8 protein-coding genes are annotated in these 12,494 nt (G+C 60.3%); 5 read left to right on the top strand and 3 right to left on the bottom strand.

What is annotated here, in order from left to right; all coding sequences use genetic code 11:
• Positions 1-369 precede the first annotated feature (369 nt).
• Both ABJK70_RS11730 and ABJK70_RS11725 read left to right on the top strand, forming a co-directional pair.
• Positions 370-3,132: a SpoIIE family protein phosphatase gene (locus tag ABJK70_RS11730; protein ID WP_240502451.1), complete on the top strand. Its 2,763-nt coding sequence runs from the start codon at positions 370-372 to the stop codon at positions 3,130-3,132.
• Positions 3,104-4,243 carry a PhnD/SsuA/transferrin family substrate-binding protein gene (locus tag ABJK70_RS11725; RefSeq protein WP_077729556.1) on the top strand — a complete coding sequence of 380 codons (1,140 nt, stop codon included), beginning with the start codon at positions 3,104-3,106 and terminating at the stop codon, positions 4,241-4,243. Before ABJK70_RS11730 ends, ABJK70_RS11725 begins: the two co-directional genes overlap by 29 nt.
• 300 nt (positions 4,244-4,543) lie before the next feature.
• Here ABJK70_RS11725 and recQ read toward each other — a convergent pair whose 3' ends face one another.
• The 3 genes from recQ to purE all read right to left on the bottom strand — a co-directional run bounded on the left by recQ (position 4,544) and on the right by purE (position 8,465).
• The gene (gene recQ / locus ABJK70_RS11720; RefSeq protein WP_077729555.1) at positions 4,544-6,697 is read right to left on the bottom strand and encodes a DNA helicase RecQ; all 2,154 of its coding nucleotides are present in this window, start codon (positions 6,695-6,697) and stop codon (positions 4,544-4,546) included.
• A gap of 35 nt (positions 6,698-6,732) precedes the next feature.
• Positions 6,733-7,863, bottom strand: a complete 1,131-nt coding sequence (locus tag ABJK70_RS11715) for a 5-(carboxyamino)imidazole ribonucleotide synthase (RefSeq protein ID WP_347258078.1) — start codon at positions 7,861-7,863, stop codon at positions 6,733-6,735.
• A 113-nt stretch (positions 7,864-7,976) separates the two neighbouring features.
• A complete protein-coding gene (gene purE / locus ABJK70_RS11710) occupies positions 7,977-8,465 on the bottom strand; it encodes a 5-(carboxyamino)imidazole ribonucleotide mutase (RefSeq protein ID WP_133715962.1) in 489 nt (162 codons plus the stop codon).
• 107 nt (positions 8,466-8,572) lie between these two features.
• Here purE and ubiG point away from each other — a divergent pair, with 107 nt between their 5' ends.
• The 3 genes from ubiG to pntB form a co-directional block, all read left to right on the top strand.
• Complete coding sequence (gene ubiG / locus ABJK70_RS11705; RefSeq protein WP_347258077.1) at positions 8,573-9,313, top strand: bifunctional 2-polyprenyl-6-hydroxyphenol methylase/3-demethylubiquinol 3-O-methyltransferase UbiG; 741 nt, start codon at positions 8,573-8,575, stop codon at positions 9,311-9,313.
• 287 nt (positions 9,314-9,600) lie between these two features.
• Positions 9,601-11,163 carry a Re/Si-specific NAD(P)(+) transhydrogenase subunit alpha gene (locus tag ABJK70_RS11700; RefSeq protein WP_347258076.1) on the top strand — a complete coding sequence of 521 codons (1,563 nt, stop codon included), beginning with the start codon at positions 9,601-9,603 and terminating at the stop codon, positions 11,161-11,163.
• A 15-nt stretch (positions 11,164-11,178) separates the two neighbouring features.
• On the top strand, positions 11,179-12,494 hold a 1,316-nt coding region (gene pntB / locus ABJK70_RS11695; RefSeq protein ID WP_347258075.1), incomplete at its 3' end, for a Re/Si-specific NAD(P)(+) transhydrogenase subunit beta.

Below are 12,494 nucleotides of genomic sequence, written 5' to 3'. Positions count from 1 at the left end.
GTGACCGTCGGCCGATGCCCAATCGACTATTCGGGCCAGGGTTCCGTGATTGGCTTTCGATGTCGGATCATTCCGGCCTTTTTAAGAGGTGAGGGTTATCCATACTAAGACCGAAGACTAGCAATAAGATCCTGCAACGTCCCGATATTCCCGTTCACCGCGCTGTGCTTCCGCTACGCTCCTCGACACCGGCGCCGTGGTCCCATGAGGCGCCATTCTGACGCAAAAATTCTCAAATATATTGGAGCTGCGAGCATCAGTTACTGATCTAGATCAACATTTCGGGCGAAGTTTACAAATCCATCTACTATTAATGAATGCCCTACAAGGGGGCATTCATTAATAGAACGGAAAGAGGAAGGAGAACTTATGGAGCCCGGAAAGTTTCCCTTGTCCCAGCAAACACCCTCGAAAATGCAAGGTTTTTTTCGAGAGTCTCTCGGCTGGGCATTGGACCAGTACGGCACCGTGCTGGGCCTTCTGGCGATGACGGCCGTCGTGAGCTACGCCGTTCTGATCGCCGACCTTCGCAGTCAGGAGGGCAGCGCCGCTGCCTTGAACCTGGCCGGCCACGAGCGCATGTTGGTGGAGCGCGGCGTGGTTCTGGCGATGAAAATGACAGCCACCGAAAGCCATGTCGAGCGCCAGGCCATCCGACAGCAGATGGTGGATACCATCAGCCTGTTCGAGAACATGCACGGTTATCTCAGGAACGGCGATCGCCTGGTGCGCCAGGGGCCGCGTCTACTGGCCGAGCCGGGCGAACTGGCTCCGGAACTGCGCCTCATCTACTTCGAAGATCCGATCAAACTCGATCAACAGATCAATGCTTACATCGAGGCGATACGTAAGCTATTGTCGCGGCCGGTGGATGCCGTCAATTCGGACGATCCGTATTTTCAGTATCTCACTTCCGACGCCCCCGAAAAGATCCTCTCCGGCCTCGACAAGGTGGTGGCGTATTACCAGCAAAATGCCGACTTCCGCCTGCAAAATACCCAAGACCTGCAAGGCGTGATGCTGGCGCTGTTCCTGTTTGCCTTGGCTTTCGGCGGCATGGGCCTCTTGAATCCTCTGGTCAAGCGCCTCAAGGACAGCATGGCGAACCTACAGGCCCAGAGGGACTTCAACGAAAACATCATCAATACGGCTCAAGCGCTGATCATCGGTTTGGACACCCGAGGCAAGATCATCTTGTTCAACCGCTATGCCCAGGAAATCTCCGGCTGGACCGAGGACGAGGTGCGCGGTAGCGAGTTCTTTGCCATGCTCTTTACGCCCGAACAGCAGGGCCAAATGCGGGTTTTGTTCGACGATGTCGTGCAGGGCGGTCTGTCCGGCGAGACCGGGACGGAAGTTCCCATGCGAATCCGTAGCGAGGAACTGGTGGACATCATCTGGCATGCCACGGTGGTCCGCGATCAGGACAGCAAGCAGCCGGTCCTGTTCCTCATCACCGGCGACGACATTACCGAGCGCAAGCGGGCGGAAGATCGTCTGCAAGCCACCCTGGTGGAACTGGAAAAGCTGAGCAGCCGACTGCAGGAAGAAATCAACCTCGCCGCCGCCTTGCAGCATTCCATTCTGCCGAGCCCCGACATCGTTCTGCCGGGCGTACACGGCGTCGCCTCCTTGACTACTTCCAGCGAGGTGGGCGGCGACTACTACGACTATTACAAGGTCGGCGGCTATTACGCCGTTATGGTGATCGGCGACGTGAGCGGGCACGGCGTGGCGGCGGGCACCATGGTGAGCGCCGCCAAGGCAGGTCTCTATCCGCTGGCGAATGAAGGGGTGACCCGCCCCGCGGAGATCCTTCGTTCCCTCAACGAAACCATGTTGGCAACGGCGCACCAGTCGTTGCTGATGACCATGGGCTGTCTGAGTCTGGACAGCCGCACCGGTCACTTGCGCTTCGCCAACGCCGGACACGTGCTGCCTTACCTCAAGCGGCGCGGGGATAAGCACTGGACCATGATCGAGGGGGGCGGCTTGCCCTTGGGAAAGAGCCGCGATTCCGATTACCTCTCGGTAGAACTGGATCTGCAACTCGATATCGGCGACCGGATATTCCTCTACACCGATGGCGTGGTGGAACAGGAATCGGCGCGCGGCGAACCCTTCGGCTACGAGCGGCTAGAAGCCATTCTGAACGAAAACGCCGAGGCCGAGCCGCGCGTGCTGGAAGAAAAAATTCTCGCTGCACTCAAGGCTTACGGCGGACGCGACCATTTCGACGACGATGTGACCGTGGCCGTGCTGGAGCATACCGATCGCGTGGAGGTCCAGGCCGCGCGCGACGAGGACTCGGCTCAGCTCATCCGCATCACCGAGGGATTTTACCGAGGCCAAAGCGATCACTTTACCTCGCCGACCTCGCGCCAGCTGGTGGTTTTCCTGTCCGAAGGCGAGTTTCACGACCTCTTGCCGCGCCTCAGCGTGGACGGTATCCGCCGGGTATTGCCCCGCGACGATGCCTTTTACCATCGGCTCGGTTGGGAACATTTGCTCAGTCAGCATCAAGCATCGCCGGATGATGATATTTACTGTCTCGTCCCGGGGCGCGTCGCGGAGCGGCAATTCCAGCTCACCCACAGCGACGACAAACTGTTCTTCATGGAGGAAGGTCGCGCCTGGCTGGAGGAACTGGGCGTCATGGCGCCGGACCAACTCGAGTCTATCCTGTTGGTCCTCGACGAAATGGTGGAGAACTCGTTGTACGGCGCGCCCCGTGACGGCCAAAGCCGCCCGTTTTATCTGAAGGGAACGACGCGGAATCTGTCCGAGAACGAACACGTGCGCATCCACCTGGCGGTAGGTTCCGACACCATCGGTTTGTCGGTTACCGATAACTGGGGCACCTTGACCCCGGCAATCTTCCTGGACCATCTGACTCACACGCTTGCGAAAGGCGTCGAAGCCGGTATCGGTGGAGCCGGGTTATATCTGATGTGGCGTATGTCGGATTACTTGCAGGTGCGCGTCACACCGCATCGCCGTACCCAGATCACCACTCTGTGGGATCTGAGCCGGCCCTTGCAGGTCGGCTTGAAAACCGGATTCCAGTTCCTCTACCACAGCGAGCACGATGAGGTTGTAAGCCATGACTCTGGCAGATTCACTTTTCATTAACAGCCTGCCGTCCGGCGAGGAAGGCGTGCTGTGCTACGCCTTTGCCGGTTCGGTAGACGCCCATTCCGCGCAGACCCTCGGTCAGTTGAACGGCATTCCGGCCAACGCCCGCGTCAGTTTGGATTTCAAACAGGTCGAGCGGGTCAATTCAATGGGCCTGTCTCTGCTCCTCAAGCTGTTCGAACACTGGGAAAGGCAGGGTATCAAGATCGAAGTCAATAACCCCAATCGCATGGTCGCGATGCTGTTCAAGATCACGGGGCTAGGCCGTTTTCTCACCACCGATGTCAGCCTGCCGTCGGAGCGGGCCCAGCCGTCCGTGGTCAGCGCCGTACGAGCCGCACCCGAGCGTCCCGTCGAATCGGGTTCGCCGCATCCCCGGGGCAAACTGAATTTCGTGGCCAGTCTACAGGTCGGTGCTCAATTGAGCGGCTGGTACCTGCTCAATACCTATTTGCAACGGCACTTGCAGCGTGCGATCCATTTCGAGCAGTTGCCGGCGGGACATGAGATCGGCCACGAAACGGTGGACATCTTCTTCGCCAAGCCCTTCGAAGCCTGTGCCATGATTCGGCGGCAGCAGTTCGTGCCATTGCTGCGGCCCTTGGGGGAGGCCGACGAAGTAGTGATCGTCATGCGCGCCAACGACGAGCGGTCACTCGCCGACATGGGAGACGTCCGCGCAGTCACGGCTTCGCAGGGCAGTTTCGTCTACCTGCTGGGTCGTTTCCTTTGCGACGAGAACGGGCTGGACTCGTCCAAGTTCCAGCATCACTTCGCGGGCAACGAAATCAAAGCGCTGCAATTGCTTCTAAAGGAACAGTCGGATGTCTTGTTCATGCTGAAGAAGACCTATTACGGCCTGTCCAATCTCACTCGAAACAATACCCGTGTCGTGGACGAAAGCGACACCCAGTTTGCCTTCCATCTTCTTTGCGCGAGCCCGCAAATCGCCGACCTCGGGGAATCCGTCGCGAAAGTCTTTACCGGCATGGGCGACGACGAGCAGGGTAAGGGCATCCTAAAGGACATCCAGTTCGACGGCTGGTGCGTGCCGCAGGAAGGAGAGCTCGCCATGCTGATGCGGTTGTACGAGAGGTACGCGGAATAAGCGGAGCGCTGCCCAGTTTTTGATCTTCGGGCCGGATACAGCATGCACGCCGTCTGATCCGAGGAGGGCTTTTTCGGAATTTCCCCAGCGAAGTAAGTCGGCAATCCTTTGCCGACGTACCCGCTTGCCGACCTGTTACGTCGGGAAAGGATTCCCGACCTACGTCAGTTGGGTGGCTCCTGTCGCGGCCCGTTTGCGATTGAAAAGGGCCATGGAAGGGTGGTTAGGTGCGCCTTGAAAGACCGGATTTGCGCCGGCAGGTTTAGACGCGCACCGTAACCCACCGAGGGGGCGTTCACTCTATGCCTCGGAGTCAGGCGAGTTACGCAGCCTGTCGTAATAGGCCCGCACGCAACGAAGCACTTCATAGCTGTATTTGCCGTTCAGCGCCTGGTATAGCGGCTTGAGGGCGCGCCGTTGGTCTTCCGGCAGGCTCTGCCACGCTGCTTCTATTTCTCCGATTTCCGAATCGCTCAAACCCACCACCTCGCCGAGTTCCACGGCCCCGGTTTCGATGGCCCTGGCCAGATGGCCGTAGACGGTCGAAATCGTCAATCCGCGCTGATAAGCGATCTGTTCGGCGTTCATGCCGAGCCGGAATAGCGCCAGGCTTTCGTCTGCCGTCGTGCTGGCGGTCGAGGCCGAACCGTCGCCGCTTCCGTGCTCCAGGATGACCGACAGAAACTCGTCGCCGTAGAGCTCCAGCTTGCGTTCGCCGATGCCCGCCAGGCGGCTCATTTCGGTGCGGCTGGTCGGTCTCGACTGGACCATTTCCATCAGAACGGCGTCCTGAAAAATCACGTAAGCAGGCACGTCCTGCTCCTCGGCCAGCGTGCGCCGCAAGGCGCGCAAGGCTTGCCAGAGACGCTCGTCTTCCGGGTTGGAAAAGCGCTCGACGGCCTGGCGTCGGCCGCTCGAAGCCTCCTTGTAACTGTCCCGCCTTAGCCGAAGGTCGACTTCGCTGCGCAGTACCGGGCGGCATTCCTCGGTCAGACGGAGTGCGCCGTGAGCCTCCCAGTCCACCGTCAAATAGCCTTGGGCGATGATCTGACGGAATACCGAGAGCCATTGTTTCTCGTCCATGGCGTGACCGATGCCGAAGGTGCTGAGCCTGTCGTGGCCCAGCCGCTGTATTCTCTCGTTGGATTTGCCGCGCAGTACGTCGATGATGTGGTGAACGCCGAAGCGCTGGCCGGTGCGGTAGACGCAGGACAATGCCTTGCGGGCGGCGTCGGTGCCGTCCCAGGTGTCCGGCGGGTTGAGGCAGTTGTCGCAATTGCCGCAGGGTTTGTCGGAGATTTCGCCGAAGTAGCGGAGCAACGCTTGCCGACGGCAACCGGTCAGCTCGCAGAAGCCGAGCATCGAATCGAGTTTGTGGCGCTCGACCCGTTTATGCAGTTCATCCGCTTGGGAGGCCTCCACCATTTGCCGCAAGGTGATCACATCCTGCAAGCCGTAAATCATCCAGGCATTGGCCGGCAAGCCGTCGCGTCCCGCGCGTCCGGTCTCCTGATAATAAGCCTCGAGGCTCTTGGGCAGGTCGAGGTGCGCGACGAAACGGACATTGGGTTTATCTATGCCCATGCCGAAGGCGATCGTCGCCACGACGATCACGCCTTCCTCCATCAGAAATCGCCGCTGGTTTTTCTGGCGTTCCTCGGCGGAAAGGCCGGCATGGTAGGGCAGGGCGGAGAATCCTTGAGCGCGGAGCCATTCCGCGGTCGATTCCACCTTTTTTCGCGACAGGCAGTAAACGATGCCGGCATCTCCCGGATGTTCGTTTCGGAGAAACTGAACCAGCTGCCGGCGCGCGTCCTGCTTGGGCGATATCCGGTAGCGTATGTTGGGCCGGTCGAAACCGCTGCAAAAGACCCTGGCCTCCTGCAGTCCGAGGCGCTCGACGATCTCCTGCCGGGTCCGCTCGTCGGCGGTGGCGGTCAAGCCGATTCTGGGAATGCCGGGAAAACGTTCGTGCAGCAAGGAGAGCTGCCAGTAATCGGCGCGGAAGTCGTGGCCCCACTGGGACACGCAGTGCGCTTCGTCGATGGCGAAAAGGCTGACTTCGGCCCGCCCGATGAGCGCCTGCACGCGCTCGGTCAAGAGACGTTCGGGCGCGACGTAGAGGAGGTCCAGTTGGCCGTCCAGAAAGTTCCGCTCGACCTGGCGCTGTGTGTCGTAAGCCAGGGTGGAATTCAGAAAGGCGGCTCGAACGCCGAGTTGGAGCAGGGTTTCGACCTGATCCTGCATCAGGGCGATCAGGGGCGAGACCACGACGCCCGTACCGGGGCGGATTAGCGCGGGAATCTGGTAGCAGAGCGACTTGCCGCCGCCGGTGGGCATCAGCACCAGCGCATCGCCCCCTGCCGTCAGATGATCGATGACGGCGCGCTGCTGGCCGCGAAACCGTTCGTAGCCAAAGACGCTGCGCAGGACCTGAAGGGGGTCTTTCGGCATGATCCGCCAGCTTGCCGGAAGCGCCGCTTTTCCGGCTAAGCCTGGAGCATCTGTTTCAGTTCCAGTGCCTGCGACAAGGCGGCTTCCACGTTTTCGGCCAGCACGTTGAAATGTCCCATTTTGCGGCCAATGCGGGCAGTCTTCTTGCCATAAAGATGGAGTTTGACGTTGGGCTGGCTCAAGAGCTTGTCCCAGGCCGGCTCGTCGTCCCGCCAGATATCGCCCAGAAGATTGACCATCACCACCGGACTCAGCAAGCGGGTATCCGCGGGCGGCAATCCGCACAAGGCGCGGACTTGTTGTTCGAACTGGCTGGCGGCGCAGGCATCCAGCGTATAGTGGCCGCTGTTGTGGGGGCGCGGGGCGATTTCATTGATGACCAGGTCGTCGTTGTCCAGCACGAAGAATTCCACCGCCAGGACGCCGATATAGTCCATGGCTTGAGCGAGCTTAAGCGCCATGTCTTGCGCGTGTGTCGCGACGGCCGGCGCAACCCTGGCCGGCACGATGCTGACGTCGAGAATTCCCGATTCGTGCTGGTTTTCCGCCACGGGGAAGCAGACTACTTCGGTCGGCGAAGAACGGGCGATGATGACCGAAATCTCGGTTTTTAGATTCAGTTGCCGCTCCAGTACGCAAGACTTTCCGCCCAGTTCGGCGAATGCGGCTTTCGCTTCCTCGACGGTTTTCACCCGGATTTGGCCCTTGCCGTCGTAGCCGAGCCGCGCCAGCTTCAGAATGCCGGGCAAGTGGTCCGCCAGATTCCGATCCAGGTCGGTGGCGGTCTCGATCGCGAGAAACGGAGCGACTCCGAGCCCTGCCCCGGAAATGTATCGCTTTTCCGCGATACGGTCCTGAGCGATCGAAACGCATTCCGCCGAAGGGCTTACCCGTACGCGCTGTGCCAGGTAGCTGAGGCTTTCGGCCGGGACATTCTCGAATTCCGTGGTGACCGCGGCGCAGGTTTCGGCGAGTCTGTCGAGAGCCGCCCGGTCATCGTAGGCAGCGCGGATGTGCACATCGGCCAATCCGCCGGCCGGACTGTCGCCGTCGGGATCCAGTACGGTGACGCGATAGCCCATGGCCCGCGCCGCCATGGTGAACATGCGGCCCAATTGACCACCGCCCAGGATGCCGAGCATGGCATTCGGTAGAATGTGTTTCATCGTCGATAGGGTTAATGTGGAACTACGGGAACGGGTCGATAGACGACAGCCGTTCTTATTCTAGTTAGCTTCAGGACGTCCTGTTTCGGAAAATCAGCGGCCTGCTTTCGGCATCATTCGATTTCCGGCAGCGTCAGCCCCAGCACGGCTTCCGTTTGCTTAAGGCGATAAGCCTTGAGTTTGGCGGCCAAGTCCGAATCGTGAACGGCGAGCAGCGCCACCGCGAACAGACCGGCATTCACCGCGCCCGGTTCGCCGATGGCGAAGGTCGCGACCGGTATGCCCTTGGGCATCTGGACGATGGAGTACAGGGAGTCCTTGCCTTTCATGTATGTCGTCGGCACCGGAACGCCCAGCACGGGCAGGTGGGTTTTCGCCGCCATCATGCCGGGCAGATGCGCCGCGCCTCCAGCCCCGGCGATGATGCATTTGAGTCCGCGATCGGCCGCCGTTTCGGCGTATTGAAACAACAAATCCGGCGTCCGGTGAGCGGAAACCACCTTCGTTTCGAACGGGACATTGAAATCTTTCAACTGACGGGCGGCATGCTGCATGATCTCCCAGTCGCTATTGCTGCCCATGATGATGCCGACGTGAACCATTGAATATCCGGTCTTTCCAATCAAAAAAGCGATTTTATCCCGATTCCTCGCCACGCGCTAAGACGAAGGCACGCGTATCGGGCTTCCTTCCTCTGGAAAAATAAACCTTGAGCACAAAAACCACAATCGATCCCGCCGAGGCGGCGCATTTCGACCGGCTGGCCCATGCCTGGTGGGACCCCGACGGCCCATTCTGGCCCTTGCATCGCCTCAATCGGCTTCGAGCCGGTTACATCTCCGAGCGTTTGAGCGCACGCTTCGGTCGCAGCGCGAATCGAGCTGTGCCGCTTCAGGGGATTCGTCTCTTGGACATCGGCTGCGGCGGAGGGTTGCTGAGCGAAGCGATGGCGCGGCTCGGCGCGGAGGTGCACGGCGTCGACATGGTGGAAAAGAATATCCGCATCGCGCAGCAGCATGCAGAAGCGAGCGGTCTGGCGATCCGGTACACCTGCGGCACCGCGGAAGGTTTGGCCGAACAGGGCGAATCGTACGATGCCGTCTTGAATCTCGAAGTCGTCGAGCACGTGGCCGATTTGCCGCTCTTCATGAGCGCCTGCGGCCGATTGGTCCGGCCCGGAGGGCTGATGGTCATCGGCACGCTCAACCGGACGGCCGCATCCTTTCTTACCGCGATCGTCGGCGCCGAATACGTGCTGCGCTGGCTCCCCAAGGGAACCCATCATTGGCGGAAGTTTCCGAAACCGGAGGAATTGGAAGGCATGCTTCTCGAAAGCGGCATGCGTGTTTTCGATCGCACCGGCGTCAGGATCGATCCCTTTACTCGGAAATTCAGGCTAAGTCCCGGAATGAGCGTCAACTACATGCTGGTCGCCGAAAAATCCGGCTGATCGGCGGCGTTGCAAAGAGTTCCGCAGCCCAATCCGGATGGGTTGCCAGAGGCAAAATAAGTTGACCTCTCCCGGCAATTACTTTAAGAAGGTGCGGGGGTCGTTAAGCCGGGCCAGAAAATTTTGTCAATTATCGAGACATAGATTGTGAATTTCTCATTGTCGCACGCAAGTTAGCTATTTCCGTCCCACCAGGAACGGGACTTCTGGCGCCCTGTTTTCGCCCTCTTGAACAAAAACAACGTTCGTAATTGTTGCGCTCGATAGCGCTAGGAGGAGTACGTTTTATGCGAATTGGGGTTCCCAAAGAAATACACGCCGGAGAGAAGCGTGTTGCAACCGTGCCGGAGGTGGCCGAAAAACTCATGAAACTCGGTTTCTCGGTGACCGTGGAAACCGGGGCCGGCGACAGCGCCAACTTTTCCGACGATGCCTACCGCGAAGTCGGCTGCGACATCGCCGATGATGCTAAATCCTTATGGGCCGGCTCGGACATCGTGCTCAAGGTGCGTGGTCCTCAAGTCCATCCCGAACTGGCCGTGGATGAAGTCGACTATTTGCGCGAGGGCGGCAATCTCATCAGCTTTATCTGGCCGGCCCAGAACCCCGATCTCATGGAACGGCTCGCGGCCAAGAAAGCCACCGTGCTGGCGATGGACAGCGTGCCCCGCATTTCCCGCGCGCAGAAGCTGGACGCCTTGAGTTCCATGGCGAATATCGCCGGCTACCGCGCAGTGATCGAGGCGGCCCAGCATTTCGGGCGGTTCTTCACGGGACAGGTGACCGCCGCCGGCAAAGTGCCGCCGGCGAAAGTATTCGTCATCGGCTGCGGCGTCGCCGGGTTGGCCGCCCTCGGCGCGGCGAACGGTCTCGGCGCCATCGTCCGGGCAACGGATACCCGCCCGGAAGTCAAAGACCAAGTCAAATCCATGGGCGCAGAGTTCGTGGAAGTCAACTATCAGGAGGAGGGCACCGGCGTCGGCGGCTATGCCAAAGTGATGAGCGAGGGCTACCAAAAGGCCCAAAAGGAAATGATCGCCCGCCAGTGCATGGACGTGGACATCGTTATCACGACCGCGCTGATTCCGGGCAAGCCCGCGCCCACACTGATCACCGCGGGAATGGTGGAATCCATGAAACCCGGCAGCGTCATCGTCGACCTGGCGGCCGAGCAGGGCGGCAACTGCGAGCTGACGGTCCCGGGCGAAGTCGTCTTCCGACACGGCGTCACCATCATCGGCTATGCCGATCTGCCCAGCCGGCTTGCCCGTCAGTCCAGCACGCTGTACGCCACCAATCTTCTGAGACTGATGGAAGAGCTGTGCCCGAACAAGGACGGCACGATCGACGTCAACATGGAGGACGAGGTCATACGCGGAACCACGGTGATCAAGGAGGGGGAAATCACCTGGCCGCCGCCACCGCCGAAAATCACCGCAGCCCCGGCAGGCGCCACCCCGGCACCGCCGGTCGAAATCAAGAAGGCGGAAAAGAAGCCGCTGCTGCCCGCCTGGGCGCAAACCGGCATCACGCTGGGCGTGGCGGGTCTCCTGTTCTACGGCCTCGGTTCTGTGGCTCCGGCGGCGTTCATGTCCCACTTCACCGTTTTCGTGCTGGCCTGTTTCGTGGGCTACATGGTGATCTGGAACGTCACCCCGGCTCTGCACACTCCGCTCATGAGCGTCACCAACGCCATTTCGAGCATCATCGCCATCGGCGCCTTGATCCAGATTTCCTCGCCCGGTGTCTTGCTCGCCATTCTGGCGGGGCTCGCCATCGTGCTGACCTCGGTCAACATGGCCGGCGGTTTCTGGGTCACCCAGCGCATGCTGCGCATGTTCAGAAGATAAGCGGAGAGAATAACAATGTCAGAAGGATTAGTTACCGTTTCCTATATCGGCTCGACGATACTGTTTATCTTGAGCCTCGGGGGGCTTTCCCATCCTGAATCCGCGCGGCGCGGCAATTTCTACGGCATCCTCGGCATGGCCATCGCCATCCTCGCAACCGTGTTCGGGCCGAAGGTGACCAGCTATGTTCCGATCATCGTCGCCATGGCTATCGGCGGCAGCGTCGGGGTCTACGCCGCGATCAAGGTCAAGATGACCGAAATGCCGGAACTCGTCGCGCTGATGCACAGCCTGGTGGGGTTGGCTGCGGTGCTGGTGGGTTATGCGAACTTCATCGATCCGACCGCTGCCTTTACCGGGGTGGAGAGAACCATTCATGAGGTGGAAATCTATCTCGGTGTTCTGATCGGCGCCGTGACCTTTTCCGGTTCGGTCATCGCATTCGGTAAGCTGTCGGGCAAGATCGACGGCAAACCCATGCTGCTTCCGGCCCGGCACTGGCTCAATCTGGGCCTTTTGATTCTAGCCATCATCTTGGGGGCCGGCTTCGTCAACGCGCAGTCCACTGCGGGCGGGTTCGTTCCCTTGCTGCTGATGACGGCCGTTGCGCTAGCTTTCGGCGTGCACATGGTCATGGCGATCGGCGGCGCCGATATGCCGGTGGTGGTTTCCATGCTCAACAGCTACTCGGGATGGGCGGCTTCGGCCACCGGCTTCATGCTGTCCAACGATCTGCTGATCGTGACCGGCGCTCTGGTGGGTTCGTCCGGTGCGATCCTGTCCTACATCATGTGCCGCGCCATGAACCGCCATTTTCTCTCGGTCATCGCCGGCGGGTTCGGTACCGGTACCGGCGTAGCGCCGGCGGCAGGGGCGGGACCACAAGGCGAGGTGCAGCCGATCACGCCGGAAGAAACGGCCGAACTCCTGCGCAACGCCAGCCGCGCCATTCTGGTGCCGGGTTACGGCATGGCGGTGGCTCAGGCCCAGCATACGGTGTACGAGATCACCAAGTTGCTGCGTGAAAAAGGCGTCGACGTGCGTTTCGCCATCCACCCGGTGGCGGGCCGCATGCCGGGCCATATGAACGTGCTTTTGGCCGAGGCTAAGGTTCCTTACGACATCGTGCTGGAAATGGACGAAATCAACGAGGACTTCCCGGAAACCGACGTCGCCATGGTCATCGGCGCCAACGACATCGTGAACCCGGCGGCGCAGGAAGACCCCAACAGCCCCATCGCCGGCATGCCGGTCCTGGAGGTCTGGAAGGCGAAAACCTCGATCGTCATGAAGCGCTCGATGGCGTCCGGCTATGCCGGCGTCGACAATCC

The sequence above is a fragment of the Methylocaldum sp. genome (assembly GCF_039794385.1).
Lineage (GTDB): Bacteria > Pseudomonadota > Gammaproteobacteria > Methylococcales > Methylococcaceae > Methylocaldum.
The sequence above is the reverse complement of the archived record's forward strand: the minus strand, read 5'-3'. Positions and strand labels throughout refer to the sequence as shown.

What these genes read in the sequence shown, in the direction of transcription:
- purE (WP_133715962.1), bottom strand. Translation starts at nt 8,465, where the DNA reads ATGGTTCACGTCGGCATCATCATGGGCAGCAATAGCGACTGGGAGATC.
- ABJK70_RS11700 (WP_347258076.1), top strand. Translation starts at nt 9,601, where the DNA reads ATGCGAATTGGGGTTCCCAAAGAAATACACGCCGGAGAGAAGCGTGTT.
- recQ (WP_077729555.1), bottom strand. Translation starts at nt 6,697, where the DNA reads ATGCCGAAAGACCCCCTTCAGGTCCTGCGCAGCGTCTTTGGCTACGAA.
- ABJK70_RS11725 (WP_077729556.1), top strand. Translation starts at nt 3,104, where the DNA reads ATGACTCTGGCAGATTCACTTTTCATTAACAGCCTGCCGTCCGGCGAG.
- ABJK70_RS11715 (WP_347258078.1), bottom strand. Translation starts at nt 7,863, where the DNA reads ATGAAACACATTCTACCGAATGCCATGCTCGGCATCCTGGGCGGTGGT.
- ABJK70_RS11730 (WP_240502451.1), top strand. Translation starts at nt 370, where the DNA reads ATGGAGCCCGGAAAGTTTCCCTTGTCCCAGCAAACACCCTCGAAAATG.